Here is a 16663-nt window from a genome sequence, read left to right as displayed (position 1 = left end):
AATCCTTTCTATTACAATAGGATTTCGACACTTCCGGAACACTGAGTAAGCATTATTTATACATTGATACTTTCGATCCTTTACACCAACAGAACAAAATTCATTATGACGGATATAAAGAGGAGGCAAACTCAACATCTTCATTGGGGAGAGACTTACGTTTTATTCGTAATCCACAAATGACATGATATCCTTTTTCACTTTAAGCCTTATGAGTTTTCCACTCTTATATCCGCTGTGAACTAACACTTACGTTGAAGTTTAAGCTAAAACGATCTTGAAAACCGTTGAATGCGAAAACATCACAGGTTTTAATATGCTCCTTTTTAGGCGTAAAACCTTTTTACATTTTTTCGTTAGGTCCAGGTTACATAACTTTGACTATACAAGCGTATTATCATTTTCAGTTAATGGGATTGGTGTTTTTGTCCATTCAGCATACGTACCAGGATCTATCGCCTTCACTTGTTCTAAAAAAGAATCTAAAAAATTTCTTTCCCGTAGGTCTTTAAATAACTCGAGAGGTCTTTTTTGTTCACGTGAAAACGAGTACACATGATCGACTAATTTGAAACCACTCCTGGTTATAATAATATGCCGTAATGGGGCATCAATTTGTTTGAAACCCGATTTTTTCCATTGTTTTTAATATATAGAGTAATCGTTTTGTTATATCCTCAGATAGTGCAGATTGTTTTTTAAGAAACGTATTTAAATCTGGTCCTAATAGATATTCCATTAAAATATAATTTGGTCCTGTTTCAATGACTTTCGGGATAAAAGGCAAGTCTTGACTTGATAAAAGAACCATTTTTTCCTGATTTGCATGTTCAGTTTTTCCGTAAAGTTTGACGCATGTGTCTTCAGACACTCGATAAACAGCACCTTGATGCCCTTTTCCAATGAGTGTTTGTGTTATAGCGCTATCCACTTTCACTCCTTTCCCTGACCCTCCCGAGAGGACGGGAATGTTTCTAAAGTCCAAACTATTTTGATTGAAATAATCCTCCCACTCATTGAAGGTGTCCGGTTCGAGCTTTTTCACTTGGGCTAAGAACGAGTCCTTTAAAAGGATTATTTTTAAATCCCTTAATAATTTTAATGGTACAGGATGCATCCTTTTAAAGGAATTTACATGATCAATCACCTTAAGTTCCTCGTTACCAACGACAAAAATATGGCGTAGGGGGGCATCTATCATGGTGAATTTTGCTTGTTTCAATTCCCTTAATATATAGAGTAGTTTCTTTACTATAGAATCAGGGATATACGTACAATTTCTCAGATATTCTTTTAAGGTTGGAGCATTAAAATATTCCATGACTATATAGTTTGGTCCTGTTTCATATACCAAAGGCATAAAGGGTAGATCTTTTCCAGCTTTAAGAGCTTTTTCCTCCATTTTCGCTTGTACCGGGTCTGAATAGATTTTTACACATTTATCTTCTGAAAGTTTAAATACTGCACCTTGAGCACCCATTCCAATAAGCGAATAGGTAGTGGGATTGTGAATTTCCAAAGATTTTTCACCTTTGGTTACAGTAATGGTTCTAAAATTCTCCATGATCTCCTCCTAACTGCTCATCTATGGCCGTCTGTTGAAACCGTTGAATTTTATTAAGGGCTTTTTTGACTTTTTCGGCTTTTTGATCCTTTTTTTCTTTTTTACTAGATGCCATTGTTTCATCATTACCTTTTGCTTTCTGTTGAATTTTAGCCTTTTTTCCATTTTTATTAAATGCTACAAGTTCATCTTTGATCTTATCTTTTGTCTGCTGTTGAAGCTGATGAATCTGTTGAAGTTGTTGAAGCTGTTGTAGCTGCCGAAGCTGTGAAAGCTCTTGAAGCTTTTGAAGCTGTTGCATATAAAAAAGGGCTTTTCTGGCTAAATCTGCTTTTTTTCTAGGTGCTAATGTTTCGCCATCATACTTACCTTGCTGTTGAGGCTGTGGAGTCTCCTTAAGGGTTTTTTTATCTATTTGGCGAGGTGTTACTGAATATTGTTTACCTACTTTATAAGGGGCTACAAGTTCAACATAAAATTCAGCTTGTTGTTGAAGCTGTTGGACGAGGTTAAAGTTTTGTTCGACTTTTTGACGAGCCGCTACTGTATATGTTTCCCATATCTCTCTGTTAGTTAGCATAAATTCAAGAGCATCTGCCAGTTCATCTACATTGTTTTCTTGTACTAAAATTCCCTCTTTTTTATTTGTTATTAATTCAGGTATGCCGGCATGATTGGTCGAAATCACTGGTACCCCAATCGCCATAGCTTCTTTTAATGTATTAGGTATACCTTCTACATCTCCATCGGCAGCTTCTAAGCTCGCGGCGCAAAATATATCAGCATTGGTCATTTGTTCTCGTACTTGATCTTTAGGAAGATGATTTAATAAACGAAAAGCGTCTCCTAAATTAAGTTGATTTGCCAATGAAATGAGATATTCTTCAAGCTCCCCCCTTCCGATAATCGTCAGGGTTGCATTTGGAAACTTACCTCTGATTTTTTGAAAAGCTTGCATTAAGATGTGATGTCCTTTTTTTTCCACCAACCTACCGATGGATAAAATGTTTTGAGAGCCCCCTTTATGTGGAGTCCGGTAATTGAATTCGTTAAGGTCAACGCCCCCATATAGCACTCTAATTTTTTCTGAAGGACAACCCCAAGCAATTAACCTATCTGCTAAATACTGACAAACTGGAAAAAAACGCTCACCTCGATCAAATAGCATTTTCATGTTATCTAAATAGCCAATGGGCTGATTAGCTAGGGTTGCATCCCTGCCTCTTATACTTGTTACCAACGGAAGGTTTGTTTCCTCTTTAAAAGGAAGTAATAACATCCCTAATTGCCCATGGTGAGCATGTAATAGGGAGATATTATTTTTTTCCACATATTCTTTTGGTGAGAAAATTTCATTGAGATAATGAACCTTCTCATTTAAAAGGGAAAGATCTATCATATACTTAGGTTGTCGTACCATATGAATATAATCATAATCAGGAACTTCTCGAATCTGTGAGATATATTGGGTCGGGTCTACTCTTAAATTCAAATGCATAACTGTGTTCAAATAAATGATCTCCTTTCAAGCATAGTAAGCAAATTTCCTGGACCTTTTCAAGTATATTATGCAGGACTCCATAGGTACGCATGGACTAATAACATAAAGTAAAGCTAAATGACAGTGAGTATGCGTTTGCCTAATGCAAAGGGGATTGAAGTTCGTGCCATGACACAAGATTTATTTGCAAACAATGATAATAATGCAACATGTTAATAGTTGACGTTGATCTATGGTTCTAATGGTCGATGAAGATTTTTCTTCCGTTTAAAGAAATATAAAAAAGCACCCAAGAACTATCAAAGGTGCTGCATTGCCAGTTTGCCCGCCTAAGACTAACAACTCCCTCTTTGAATCGTTAGTTAATATATGTCTTTAAAAAATCATGTTCGAGTTAATGAAGTGTTAGAAAATGTTTTCGCTTTATGTCATACCAATAACAATTGCTGGTCTTCCTATTGGATAATATTCAATTTTCTTGCACGCTCTGATTCGAACTTCTTCAAGACAATTTCTACCATCAAAAACAATCGGTTGTCTCATTGTGTTCATCAATGTCTCCAGATCTAAATGTCTAAATTCATTCCATTCGGTAACAATAAATACAGCATCCGCATCCACTGTCGCTTCGCTGACTGAGATTGCAAATCTAATTGTATCCCCTAATATGTTCTTCGCATTATCTATTGCAACCGGATCATAAGCTACCACTTCTGCTCCAAGTTTGGTTAATGAACGCGCAATTTTGATTGATGGCGCTTCCCTCATATCGTCTGTCTCTGGCTTGAAAGCAAGACCAAGCATTGCAACCTTTTTCCCTTTTAAATCCCCCAAGCGATTTATTGCTTTCGTTACAAGGATTTCCTGCTGAAAATCATTAATCGCTACTGTTTCTTTTAACAGGGAAAAATGTACTCCGTTTAACTTGGCAGTATGAAGCAAAGCTTTAACATCCTTTGGAAAACAAGATCCTCCATAACCAATACCGGGCTGTAAAAAAGCTTCTCCAATCCTTTTATCTTTTCCCATTCCCTTTGCTACATCTTTAACATCTGCACCTACTACTCCGCATAAATTGGCAACTTCATTGATAAAGCTAATCTTAGTCGCCAAAAAGGCATTGGAAGCATACTTAATCATTTCCGCACTTCTAATACTTGTTAGTATAAATGGTACATTTAACGGACGATACATTTCTTGTACTTTCTTAGACGCCTCATCATTTTCAGAACCGATGATGATTCGATCTGCTTGCATCGTATCCATGACGGCTGACCCTTGTCTTAAAAATTCAGGATTTGAGACCATATTAAAGGTGACCTTTTCGTTACAAAGTCCTTCCATAATTTTTTTAATAAAATCATTCGTACCGACTGGCACAGTACTTTTTATAACGACTACTGAACTCTGTACTAGGTTCGCAGCAATATCCTTCGCGGCTTGCACAATATACGATAAATCTGCTCCCCCATCCTCCATTTGCGGTGTTCCTACTGCAATGATGATAATCTCGGCACCATTTAGCGCTTCTCGATGAGATGTTGTAAATAGCAGTCTACCCGCTGCAGCATTTTGAGCAAGTAAATTCTCCAGACCCGGTTCATATATTGGAGAAATCCCTTGACGTAGATTTTTAATTTTCTGTTCATTTGTATCGATACAAATGACACTATGCCCTATTTCTGATAAACAAACACCAGTGGACAGCCCGACATAACCTGTACCCAAAACAGCTATTTTCATATTATTCAAGCTCTCTCTTTATAATCTGAAGGTTTTCTTTCTTATTTACATCCCTTAAATAGGAAAGTACCTCGTCTCTTATATCATCCCTGCGCAAAGCAAAGTCTATTGTTGCTTTTATGAATCCAACTTTATCACCAATATCATATCGGTTTCCCTCAAAGTTATATGCTAATACGGCCTGCTGCTTATTTAGCTCATTTATGGCTTCAGTAAGTTGTAATTCATTACCATGTCCAACCGGAAGCTTTGATAGTGTTTCAAAAATCTCAGGTCTAAAAACATAACGCCCCATTATCGCATATCTGGAAGGAGCCTCTTCCCTTTTCGGTTTTTCCACCAAAGAATCGATATGAAAAAGGTTAGGCTCAATCATTGTCCCTTTTGGCTTAATAATTCCATATTTACTGACATCCTTTTCCGGTACATTCTGAACAGCTACGACGGAACTGTTGCAATACTCAAAAACACTGATGATTTGTTTCAGACAGGGTGTTTTAGACATAATGATGTCATCCCCTAACAAAACAGCAAAAGGTTCATTTCCAATGAAGCTTTTAGCACAGAGAATTGCATGTCCTAGCCCCATCGGTTCCTTTTGGCGGACATAATAGATATTTGCCAAACTAGATATATTCTGAACTTCCTCTAAAATATCGAGCTGATTTTTTCTTAAAAGTGCATCTTCCAACTCATAAGATTTATCAAAATGATCCTCTATTGATCTTTTTCCTCTACCGATTATGATAATAATTTCCTCTATACCCGAAGCTACTGCTTCTTCAACAATATATTGAATCGTTGGTTTATCAACAATCGGCAGCATTTCCTTAGCCTGGGCTTTTGTTGCAGGCAAAAATCGGGTCCCGAGGCCTGCGGCCGGAATAATGGCCTTTCGGATTTTCATAAGCTGCCTCCCTTTTTTCATTCATTAATCCTTTATATGCAATAGGACAACTTCCGGTCTAGTTAGTAGCCCAATTAGTCCATTTTTATTTAACAGGGACTAGCAGGCTGTACATGTAAGAATTCCAACCTGGCTGTCGCCGAGCCTCGCAACTTGTCGGTTAGTGCCAAATTAATAACTCCATTACACTTAATATGCAATGGAGTTACCTTGATTTTAGTGTAATGGTCGATATACGGTTTGGATAAACGTGTGAGCTTTTTCCGGTTCAGTAGCCAAAACGATTTCCTTTTTTCTTTCCTTGAAAAAATCCAGCTGTCAGAAATGAGAGCAACAATTTCTTTGATTAATATAATGGGTATAGCAGGTCCCGTTTTTAGTGACTAATTTATAAGAGGTTTTTCCATAAATACCTTTCCGTTCCCCTTTATATCAAAATATATGATGGATGATTTTGAAGGGGGGATTTATACTATTAAACTCTTAATCTAATATTTGAAAAGACAATAAAAAGGGGAGGTTTTACTCCCTCCAATTTTAATTAAATTGTTATCAGGCGTGATAACTAAGAGTACGATTTATGTTGCAATGGATATAGTTTAGGCATTTTATTAACTAGCTCCTAAAGCAACAACTCTTATCATCCTTGTAGAGGTTAAGGCAACACTACTACTCTCTCCGTACAAGAAGAGTAAAACTTCGTATATTGGATACATTTCTAATGAGTCATCCGTTCCATTTGCAACGATTGGCTGGTTCCCATAGGCACAATCGACGCAAAGGTTTCGATTTCTGCAGGAATACGCCCTACACCAACTACATCGATATCTTTGAAGTTGGTTTCTATACCCTTTTTGAAGAGTCTCAAATAATCAGGGATGCACATTGGTCGGACAGGAGTGGGGAATACTGTGAAACCGGTCTCCGTATCGGGGACCTGCCCTTACTAACCACAGAAAAGATCCTGGAACTCAAAGGCAAACAAAACAAGATCTCATGGTCAAGGAAGGCAAAACAAAAAAAATCCGCGATATGTATATCGCGAAAAGCTTTCAGAGGCTATTGCTATGCCAAAAACGTCCAGAGTCCCTATTAAGGGAGCACACCCCATTTCCCCTAAATCATGCCTACAGGCAGTTAAATCAAGCTGCAGAATTTACTGACGTGGAGTATGTCAGAAATCATACCTTACGAAACATAGGCATTACCGAAGAAGAAACAAACAATGTACTAAAAACATTAGCGATTTCATTTAAAAAAATAAAAATGACGCATTCAAAACATTCGTAAAAGTCAATGTAAGTTCTTGAAATTGGTCGTACTTTTACGAACGTTAAAAATGGCTGTTCAGGAGAAAACGCCTCCGTTCACGAACGTGTACTTTTACGAACTTGAGTAACAATGCTATACCGCCCATTTCGCAAATTTTATAGGCTTAAAGATTCCAATCTAAAAAGTCGAACTCCTCTACGTTAAGGGCTCGACTTTACTCTTTTAAATTTTCCTGCTTGTACAACATAATTGGTATTGTGAGGAATTCATCATGCATTTTTGCCATACTTGTCCCGCTTAAATCCTTTGAAGCACCCATTTTCACATATTGACATCCTATCGGATAGGTTTCCTATTTCGTATAGAAATCGATATTTTTCTGCCAGTCTTCATATGATTCAGGATCGATTTTCTTTGCTTGTTCCAGGAACTTTTCCAATAAAAACCAATTTATTTAGATCACGAAACATCTTCTGATTATATGGATCATTCATTGTGAGGCAATCTGAATGATCGCTTGCTTTCAGCACATTTCCTTTTGTTACAACAAAATGTCCGATTGAGGTCTTGGTCCTAATATAGAAAAATGATAAAACTTGCACAAAAATGTGTGCAAGTAAGCGTCATTTTTACTCTTATTTAAATAGAAGGAAATAAATTCACGTAAGGATTTTGGTTAAAATACACACATGAAAATCTATACAAAGAGACTTGTGCATATTGTGAGTTTACTATATTTTATGTAAAAGATTAGAGTTTGCTAAAGTCAAGGACCAGGTCAACCAGTAATTTTTACTGGTCGACCTTATAATACGAAGCACTGTTAGCAGAAATAAGAAACAGTTATATAACAACGTTCATGGTATAATTAACATAGGAAACGCTTACAGAAATAAGATAAACGAACTGTTCGGAAAATTCATTCTTTTGGGAGTCGATGAAAGTTGACAGTGAATAATAAAATAAGTAAAGAACAAACTATTTTTAATCATATTGGAAATAAAATCAAAACGGAAGACAGAGAAATTAATGTAATTGCTAAATTAGAAGAACCTCTAATTGTAGTTTTAGGAAATGTTTTAAGTGACGAAGAATGTGACGGTCTTATTGAATTGTCAAAAGACAAAATGCATCGTTCCAAAATTGGAGTTACGCACGAAGTAAATGAGATAAGAACAAGCAGTAGTATGTTTTTCCAAGAAAATGAATATGACATCATTACCAAAATTGAAAAAAGGATATCAACAATCATGAATGTCCCCATTGAACATGGAGATGGTATTCAAATTCTTAAATATACTCCTGGTCAAGAGTATAAAGCTCATTTTGATTTTTTTACATCTTCAAGTATAGCAGCAAAAAATAATAGAATTAGCACAATCATCATGTACTTAAATGATGTGGAGCAGGGAGGGGAAACTTTTTTTCCTAAACTGAATTTTTCAGTGTCCCCGCGAAAGGGGATGGCTGTGTATTTCGAATATTTCTATAACGATAAAAACATAAACGAACTAACTTTACATGGTGGAGCGCCCGTTATCACTGGGGAAAAATGGGTTGCAACACAATGGATGAGGAGACAAAAATAGTCTGCAGCTTGATAATGTGTAAACGATAGACTTTAAAGTCCTCAAATTTAGGTGCCAAATGAACAAAGGCACCTATTCGTTCATTTGGCATCTGTTTTTTTAAAATGGCCAAACGATGAAATCAAAAAAGAATGATCAATAGTCTAATTTAACACTGGTCCGACCCTTTGAACACAAAAATTTCCGAGCGCTCTTGATCCTAACAATCGATTCGCCTATCAAGGGTCTCGAAATACGCTTTTACCCCAGGATTTTCGTTAAGATTGATTTGAAAATACTCTGCATGTATTTAAACACTATTCATTTACCTTTGTTGCTCTTTCTAAAATTATCGTAATCAGTCTTAATGTAATGAAATACCTTCGCGTTGCCATTATGGTCTGGATGAGTTATTTTTAATAACCCTTTATATTCTGCTAATACTTCTTTGTTGCTCGCCATTTTAGAAAGCCCTAATTTTTCACTATAATCATTTGATTGAGTAGTGGAGTCAATATTGTAATTGTTTCTGATTTTTTCTTTTAATTTTATCAATTCATTACGTAATTCAATATTTTCTTTTAATAAATCCTTTGTTTCATTTTGTAATTCACTTTTCTCATTCTTTAGAATGGCAACTTCCTTTTTGAACAAATCCCTTTGTTGAATCAATATTCTTTTTGCAGTCTCATGAAGTTCTTCGATTCCTTCTATATGCTTATCTTGAGCTTGTATTTTTAATTTTAATCGGTGTATGATTTCGTCCTTATTTTGATCTATAATATCATTTATAGCCAGCTTTGAAGCTTTGTCATCGCTTATGTATCCAGTGTTCCTCTTTCCATTTCCCGCGTATTTAATCTTACCTTCGCGAAGCCATCGCCTAACAGTTTGTACACTATTGCTATCTGTCACTCCTGCATCTTTTAACATTTCAAATGCTTGATCTGTGCCATCCATGATGTATCCAGTTTTTCTATTCCCGTTTCCTCCCTCATATTTAATCTTACCCTCACGAAGCCAGCGTCTAACAGTTTGTATACTACTGCTTTCTGTTACTCCTGCATCCTTTAACAGGTTGAAAGCTTGATCTGTGTTCACGTTGTTCCCCCTTTCCCCTTATTACCAACGTAAAGTTACTTCGAATGATATTAGCCTATTAAAAAGGAATATATTTTTACAAAGAATGCGGTTAATTTGTATGTCAATGTTTTAAATAATAGCATAGCCATTTTCTAAACAAAGAACAAATAGATGAAGAATATATGACGAATATCACAGAGAGATAACGATAAGGTATCAAAGTTAAAAGTGTGGAACCATTATCGGTAACTACGTAAATCATGATATACACTGGTGGGGTTCGGTTATTAAGAGCAATATATATACATTCAGATTGAATCCAGGATCTAGGGACAGTGAGAATGAACGCCTACATTATACATATACGTAAAGTAACTTACATGCTATGCTACCGGGCGGGATGATCTTTGGCTGCATATGAAAAGAGATAAGAATCATAACCCATAAGGAGTACCGCAAGCAAAACGTGGATTAACAACGTTAAGGAAATTCCAATATTAAAAATCCCAATTTCTCATTTATATCACTGAGAGATTGGGATTTACTTATTCAACTGATATGAACGAAACTGTCAACCCACCACACCCAAATGTTTTAAATGGTGTTACATTCAGCAATGAATAGAGATATTCCTTGTTCAACTTATAAACCAAATATCCTTTTGGATTTAGCTTGTCAAGGGCGCATTTTCCCTTGATAAGCTAAATCCGAAATGGATACCATCCTAAAAGTTGAATAAGGATAACTTAAAAACTTGGCACGAAGGCAAAAACGTTGACGGTGGTATACAAACTGATATGCGTGGGTTGGGTACCACATTTCACTCCATCCGTCACGGAGCTGCCTCGGACTAACGGCGCACGTTCAGTCCTTAGACCTAGTGCATAGTTGAACATGAGGGTTCTCCTTTCCGGGAGTTTACCTTCGAGCCAAATCTTCAATTTTCATTACTTTTTCGATAAAACCACTTTTATTACATAGTCTTACTTTCAATCTGGTCTTAAGCAACATTTGATTGACTTACTTGCTTATTCTCAATTTCACAGGCAATAGCCCATATAAATCCAAGCAACTCTCTAGCAACAGCAACCACAGCCACTTTTCCACCTTTTCCTTTAGCGGAGATGCGATGATATTTCATATGAAGACGGTGTTGTGCCTTCCAAGCAATACGTTTTGCCTCTGGATCCTGATTTTCTTGACGTTTAAGTAATTCACCTTTAAGAGATGGCCGGTGCCGATAAGACCAACAGACTTCTACAATAGAACGACGAACTTGAGAATTTCCTGTTTTCGTAATGGAACCTTGCCAACGAGTTGATCCACTAGAGTATTCTTTAGGAACAAGTCCAGCATAGGACATCAATTGTCTAGGGTTAGAAAAGCGAGAAAACTGACCAATTTCAGCTACTAGAGTAACCGCAGTGACTTCTGCGACGCCTCTCAAAGTTTGAAGTGCTTGAATTACAGGTGCATGTTCACTTTGAAGGGCTTCTTCATGGATTTGAGCTTCGATACGTTTCATACGATCTTCAACTTCATTGATTGCATGAAGATATTCTTGAAAAACAATACGTTGAGAAGCTCTTTCAAATGTTAATCGTTTTAACCATTCACGATGTTTTACGGACCAATTTCGAACTCCTTGCGGAGGACGTATTCCATGACGAAGTAAGAAGTGAACAAGTCTCTGGCGAGAACTTTGTAAATCCTCACGAGCATCATGACGAGCACGAATTAAGTCTCTCAATGCTTCATGATCTTCATCTGGAACCCATACAGAAGTAAGCTCTCCAGCGCGAAGTAGCTGAGCTAATCTAATAGAATCTCTTTTATCTGTTTTCACACGATCGCCCGATCGCTTTGGAATAAGGGAGGGTGCAACGACCATACAATCAATGTCCATAGATAGAAGAAATCGATAAATTCCATACCCAGAAGATCCTGCTTCATAACATACTAATAGGCTTTCGGGCTTCCCTAACTTTTTCATCAATTTGCGAATATCCTCTGGTTTATTTTGAATAGTTCCATGAAATCTAGGTTCACCACGACCAGAATCAGCAATCGCAACAGCAATTGAATCTTTAGATACGTCTAAACCAACAAATTTTTGTACATCCTTCATAATATCGGCTCCTTTTCGTGTGTAGCTCTACACTTGGTTTTTTATTTTTGGTAGTAACATTATGACCAAGTGCAATCTACGTTAATCGATGGGAGCCGTTTCGTTCATTATGACTAATAACAGTTGCAACTAATAGTCACCAAAACAGCTGCTATTATTTTTACTAGAGATAATTATTGTTGACCCTCTGTATAAATTTGAAAGGTTACACCGAATTTGTCTGATACAATCCCATAAGCAGGGCTAAAAAAAGCTTCCTGCAATGGCATTTTCACTTCTCCACCTTGCGACAAATTTTCAAAGATTCGTTTTGATTTTTCAATATCGTTAATTGAAATACAGATCGTGACTTGATCCCCAGATTGACTGGTTTGACCTGGAAACGTATCGGAAAACATGAGGTCCGTTTCCCCAACCTTTAACATTGCGTGTGCCACAAGATTCTTTGCTTCTTCTGGCAGAGGAAATTCCGGGTTTTCTGGCATTTCTCCAAAAGATTGATTAAAAAGGACTTTTGCATCCAATGCTTTTTCGTAAAATTGGATCGCTTCCTTCGCATTTCCGTTCATCATTAAATATGGAGATAATCGCATGGTCATAATTAAATAGCTCCTTTTGCTTTAATTTTTTTACAAAGCTTGAGAGATTTTCAAGCTTCCTTTTGAACTGGTCAGTGGCAATAACCACTATACCATTATTACCCATGACTGTATTTTATAACAAGGAACATGTGTTCGTCAATGAAAATTTACTGAAAACTATCATTTTTTTTGTTTGTTAACGATTGAATTGAAAAAATTTCAAGATTATTGGTTCAACCTTGCAGTATTGTCATTTTGCAAAGTATGTCAGATAATGCAGTCATGGCGAAATTTTTTGATTACCAAAATCTGATTTGATTTATTATCGGTTTTTCAAATCATGTAACCATTTCAAACAAGAACAAGGTGAAATGAAAAAGGCATGACCCCAGTGATTGCCGGTTTCATGCCTCAAGACTGCCTAAAAAAGTGTTTAATTTTTTGTGATATCGTTTATTAGTATTAACTTGCTATCATTTCTGAATCTTGCCCTTTTTTAAGGTTAGGTAACTTAGAGTCTATAGATAGGAATCGGCTTCCATTCAATACTAGGTGAAGTGCAATAATCATAAGAACGAGATCCAGTTCGTACCCTGTACCTTCTCCATTCCCCATAAAACCTGCTGGGAATTTCACATAAACAATTGCACCAGCCATTATGAATACAAGGAGGGCAGAAATTATTCTTGTTCCAAGACCTATAATTAACGCAATTCCTCCAACCAATTCAATAATACCGACTACATAGGCCATAAATCCCGGAATGCCTATACTTTGAAACCATCCTGAAGTGTTATCCAATCCACCTTTGAATTTTGACAAACCATGTAAGAAAAATGAAATTCCCAACATTACTCTTAATAAAAAGGTACCGATCTCTTGTTTATTCATGACACATCTCCTTTTGTTTTAGTTTACACTACAAAGTGTAGTGTAAAATGGTAAAAAAATCAAGTGAAAGTCATCAGACAATCACTATAGTCATTCCCAAAAGTATAACCAAAACATAAATAGAAACAAAAATCGTGGTAGTTTCAGCCCTCAAAGGAATCGTTTTATGGGGATCAATTAATTGCTGAAGTCTATAGTTAACTGATTCATTGGAGAAATGGACAAGGACAGGATATGATTTATCAGTGCAACCATGTTTAATTAACTTCAACAAAGCGGCACTTATGCCTAATTCAGTCCCCATTTTATTAATCGCATTTTCGTCGGCTGATAATTCACTTATTATTTTGTAATTTTTATGACACCATTTTGTCAGTGGGACAAACCATAAAGCATCTGAGATCAACTGTAAAATAAAAATTACCAGTGGATCATATTTTTTTTGGTGAAAGGCTTCATGCTCTACTACCGCCTCTAGCTCATCAAAATCCAATAATCGAATTAAACCAGTACTGAAAACAATGAAAGGCCGCCTGAAACCAAGCGTAAACGCAAGAGGCTGTTCAGCGTTTACAACTAAGATATCATTGTTGACCCGGATGAATGTTTCATTTATGGACCTTGTCATATCAATGTTTTTGGAAAGAAAAAGCTTTTGTTTAAACCATCTGGATAAGAAATATTGCTCTCCAATTTTGAATAAGGTGCTCAATATACTGTAGGATATTATTATACTGAGCAGGGTGACGACCACAAAGTAGTATACTGAATCTTCCTTGAATAAACTAAAACAAAATTTAAAAAAATTGGCTTTAATATTCACACCAAAAAAGATGTGTACCAAAAAAGCTCCCATTTGGCACCATACTACACAGGCAATTAAAAGACTCATGCTTATCACAAAATAAGACTTTCTTTTCCACATCATAATTTATCCTTTTTTAACGATTGAATTTTTTGTTCCAATTTTTCAATTAAACCTTGGTCAGCGTCTTTCATGGCATCTAGCATATGGCTTATGACCGCCCCTCCAAATTCATCCAGCAAATTCTCAGTCAGTTTCTTTGACTGCTCTTCTAAAAACTCCGCTTTGGATTGAACTGGGCGAAATAATGAAAGCCTTCCTTCAGACCTCTTTTCAAGAATGCCTTTTTCTACTAAACGATTCATGACGGTCATTACTGTGTTGAAATTGATAGGTTTGTCAAGTTCCAATGATTGCTGAACCGATTTTATGCTCTGTTCATCTTTATCCCATAAATATTCCATGATATTAGCTTCCAATGGACCAAAGAAACGATTCAGTCCAACCTCATCATATTTAAAATTTTTAATATTCATCCTTTACCACCTCCCACTACAAATTGTAGTGGAAATCCTTGTTACAATCAAGTATCATCCGGAAGATTAGTATGACGGATTTCTCTAGATTGACTTTAATTGCTTATTACACTCCACTACCTTTTTTCAGTAGCAAATGTTCATCCATTCCTTTTTCCTTTTAAGCGGGGAACAAAATTTACTATCAAATTAAAAAACGAGCATATTGGAGGCCCGTTTCGCTAATTAATAGTAACTCTTTGTGCAAGTTTCTCTATTTCATCAGAATTATAAAAATGATATCCTTTTGCTGTCGTTTGGGCCGCAGCGTACATGGCAGCAGCTACTTTGTTTGCTTCTATTGCACGATATGGGCGTAATGGGCCCACAAAGACAAATTCAGCAAAAGTACTTAGCATACCAGAAATCTTTTCACCTGCCCTGAACTCCTTGCGTTCTCCAAGAAGTAAGGAAGGCCGGAATATATGTACAGTATTCAATTTCAGGTGTTGTAGCGATCCTTCCACATCGCCCTTAACACGACTGTAGAAAAACTTTGATTTGGAATTGGCTCCCATGGCCGTTATGATGAGTAATTTTTCAACATTGGATGTCTTCGCCATTTTAGCGGCCTCGATTACATAGTCATAATCAACTTTACGAAAAGCTTCTTTTGTTTTAGCCTGTTTGATCGTTGTACCCAAACAAATGAAAATATCTGGGACGTTGAACAAATCGGCATACTTGGATAAATTTTCGAAATCCACAACATGTACTGTGCACTTGGGTTCCGTGAATTTCATTTCCCTTCTTGTCAGCAAATGGATTTTTCTATAAATTTTGCTGTTGCTTAGTTCTTTAACCAGCTGGGTGCCAACCACACCTGTAGCCCCTAATATCAATGCCGTCTTATTAGTCATGATTTCCTTCTTTCTATAATTAGCTCCTCAATATCAACCATATTTTTGTTAACTCTAACCAAGCTTAATAGGACTAAGATAAATGATTCACTTGATTGAAATCATCAATTATCCAAGAATCGACTTCAAATCTAATCGTACTTAAGCATGCATTGAACAAGCGCATTTCGGTGGATACGATTGACTCGTTTGACATTAAGCGTAAAATAAAATGAATGACGGCTCCATGAGCAACAAGTATAATTTTCTTCTTAGGATACTCCTTCTGAATTTCCTGGAGCCCATTCATCAGCCTGTTTCGTAAAGATTCCTGATTTTCCTGACCAGGATATTCTTTATCCAAGAATGCTGACTCCCTTTCAGCTGCTGTCATTCCTTCAGCGACGCCAAAATTCTTTTCTATGAATTCCATTTTTTCAATAACCGGGACTTCAATATATTGCGAAATGATATCTGCCGTTTCCCTTGCCCTTTTTAGAGGGCTCGAAATAATCACATCCCAAGAAGCCTCTTTTGACAAAAATTCACCACATTGCCGTGCCTGTATCTTTCCTAGTTCATTTAAAGGTATATCAGTTTGCCCCTGCAGTTTCCCTAATGCATTCCAATCTGTTTGACCATGCCGCACTAAACAGATAGTAGTAATTGTCCTCAAACCCTTCTATGTAGAATGTTATTTTTTCACTTCTTCAATGATGGAGTGTCCCTCACTCTGTTCAAGATCTGACCATTTCCATTTTTCATGCAAGCGTATCCTTCCATCTGGCAACATTTCAGGGGTGGAAAGACAGCTGCCTCCTCTAATTTCACCTTTTTCATTGATATGATTATACCTGAATTCTAGAGACCCATCCATATTGACAAGCCCTATTAAAGTCCCTTTAACTATCTCTCCACCATGATAACTTGCTGAAAGAATTGAGCCTTCTTGTGAATATTGGAAGAAAGTATTTCCTGATACTTCTCCAATTTCAGAATTGGCTTTAGCTTTGAATATCCGACCATCATAATTAAACATCACCATTCCCCCATATGAATTAATAAGGATAATGATACCAAATTAATTAAAAAAAGAATATTGAAAAATCTTATAGAATTTTAATTCGGTGTCAATTTAAATGCCACAAAAAATACATAATATTCCCCATTGAATTCCCCTATTATGTTGTGGTTAGATTATGGAAG

14 protein-coding genes are annotated in these 16663 nt (G+C 36.5%); 1 reads left to right on the top strand and 13 read right to left on the bottom strand.

The annotated features are described in order from the left end of the window. Nucleotides 1-610: 610 nt before the first annotated feature. The 4 genes from QFZ73_RS24570 to galU form a co-directional block, all read right to left on the bottom strand. Nucleotides 611-1564, bottom strand: coding sequence for a protein kinase family protein (locus QFZ73_RS24570; protein ID WP_307271809.1), 954 nt, complete (start codon nt 1562-1564; stop codon nt 611-613). Continuing rightward, nucleotides 1551-3074: a glycosyltransferase gene (locus tag QFZ73_RS24565; protein WP_307271806.1), complete on the bottom strand. Its 1524-nt coding sequence runs from the start codon at nt 3072-3074 to the stop codon at nt 1551-1553. Before QFZ73_RS24565 ends, QFZ73_RS24570 begins: the two co-directional genes overlap by 14 nt. Before the next feature lie 414 nt (nt 3075-3488). Beyond that, nucleotides 3489-4808, bottom strand: a complete 1320-nt coding sequence (locus tag QFZ73_RS24560; protein ID WP_307271803.1) for a UDP-glucose dehydrogenase family protein — start codon at nt 4806-4808, stop codon at nt 3489-3491. Between the two features lies 1 nt (nt 4809). Then, nucleotides 4810-5715: a UTP--glucose-1-phosphate uridylyltransferase GalU gene (galU, locus tag QFZ73_RS24555; protein WP_307271800.1), complete on the bottom strand. Its 906-nt coding sequence runs from the start codon at nt 5713-5715 to the stop codon at nt 4810-4812. Between the two features lie 2216 nt (nt 5716-7931). Here galU and QFZ73_RS24550 point away from each other — a divergent pair. Beyond that, nucleotides 7932-8576: a 2OG-Fe(II) oxygenase gene (locus QFZ73_RS24550; RefSeq protein WP_251436009.1), complete on the top strand. Its 645-nt coding sequence runs from the start codon at nt 7932-7934 to the stop codon at nt 8574-8576. 300 nt (nt 8577-8876) lie between these two features. Here the strand turns inward: QFZ73_RS24550 and QFZ73_RS24545 are convergent, their stop codons facing one another. The 9 genes from QFZ73_RS24545 to QFZ73_RS24505 all read right to left on the bottom strand — a co-directional run bounded on the left by QFZ73_RS24545 (nt 8877) and on the right by QFZ73_RS24505 (nt 16496). Continuing rightward, a complete protein-coding gene (locus QFZ73_RS24545) occupies nt 8877-9656 on the bottom strand; it encodes a hypothetical protein (protein WP_307271794.1) in 780 nt (259 codons plus the stop codon). Nucleotides 9657-10638: 982 nt separating this feature from the next. Then, the gene (locus QFZ73_RS24540) at nt 10639-11766 is read right to left on the bottom strand and encodes an IS110 family RNA-guided transposase (protein ID WP_307271791.1); all 1128 of its coding nucleotides are present in this window, start codon (nt 11764-11766) and stop codon (nt 10639-10641) included. A 173-nt stretch (nt 11767-11939) separates the two neighbouring features. Next, a complete protein-coding gene (locus QFZ73_RS24535) occupies nt 11940-12365 on the bottom strand; it encodes a VOC family protein (RefSeq protein ID WP_251436014.1) in 426 nt (141 codons plus the stop codon). A 444-nt stretch (nt 12366-12809) separates the two neighbouring features. Continuing rightward, entirely contained in the window at nt 12810-13238 is a 429-nt protein-coding gene (locus tag QFZ73_RS24530) for a DoxX family protein (protein WP_305161596.1), read from the bottom strand. 73 nt (nt 13239-13311) lie between these two features. Continuing rightward, the gene (locus QFZ73_RS24525) at nt 13312-14163 is read right to left on the bottom strand and encodes a M56 family metallopeptidase (protein ID WP_307271784.1); all 852 of its coding nucleotides are present in this window, start codon (nt 14161-14163) and stop codon (nt 13312-13314) included. Continuing rightward, nucleotides 14163-14579 (bottom strand): BlaI/MecI/CopY family transcriptional regulator, encoded by a 417-nt coding sequence (locus QFZ73_RS24520; RefSeq protein WP_063233685.1) that lies wholly within the window; start codon nt 14577-14579, stop codon nt 14163-14165. The genes QFZ73_RS24525 and QFZ73_RS24520 overlap by 1 nt, the downstream gene beginning before the upstream one ends. A gap of 221 nt (nt 14580-14800) precedes the next feature. After that, nucleotides 14801-15478, bottom strand: coding sequence for an NAD(P)H-binding protein (locus tag QFZ73_RS24515; RefSeq protein WP_307271778.1), 678 nt, complete (start codon nt 15476-15478; stop codon nt 14801-14803). Between the two features lie 73 nt (nt 15479-15551). Next, complete coding sequence (locus QFZ73_RS24510; protein ID WP_307273044.1) at nt 15552-16124, bottom strand: histidine phosphatase family protein; 573 nt, start codon at nt 16122-16124, stop codon at nt 15552-15554. A 27-nt stretch (nt 16125-16151) separates the two neighbouring features. Continuing rightward, nucleotides 16152-16496: an avidin-fold protein gene (locus tag QFZ73_RS24505; RefSeq protein ID WP_307271774.1), complete on the bottom strand. Its 345-nt coding sequence runs from the start codon at nt 16494-16496 to the stop codon at nt 16152-16154. Nucleotides 16497-16663: the final 167 nt, after the last annotated feature.

Source organism: Peribacillus sp. V2I11 (genome assembly GCF_030817135.1).
GTDB classification, from domain to species: domain Bacteria; phylum Bacillota; class Bacilli; order Bacillales; family DSM-1321; genus Peribacillus; species Peribacillus simplex.
The sequence above is the reverse complement of the archived record's forward strand: the minus strand, read 5'-3'. Positions and strand labels throughout refer to the sequence as shown.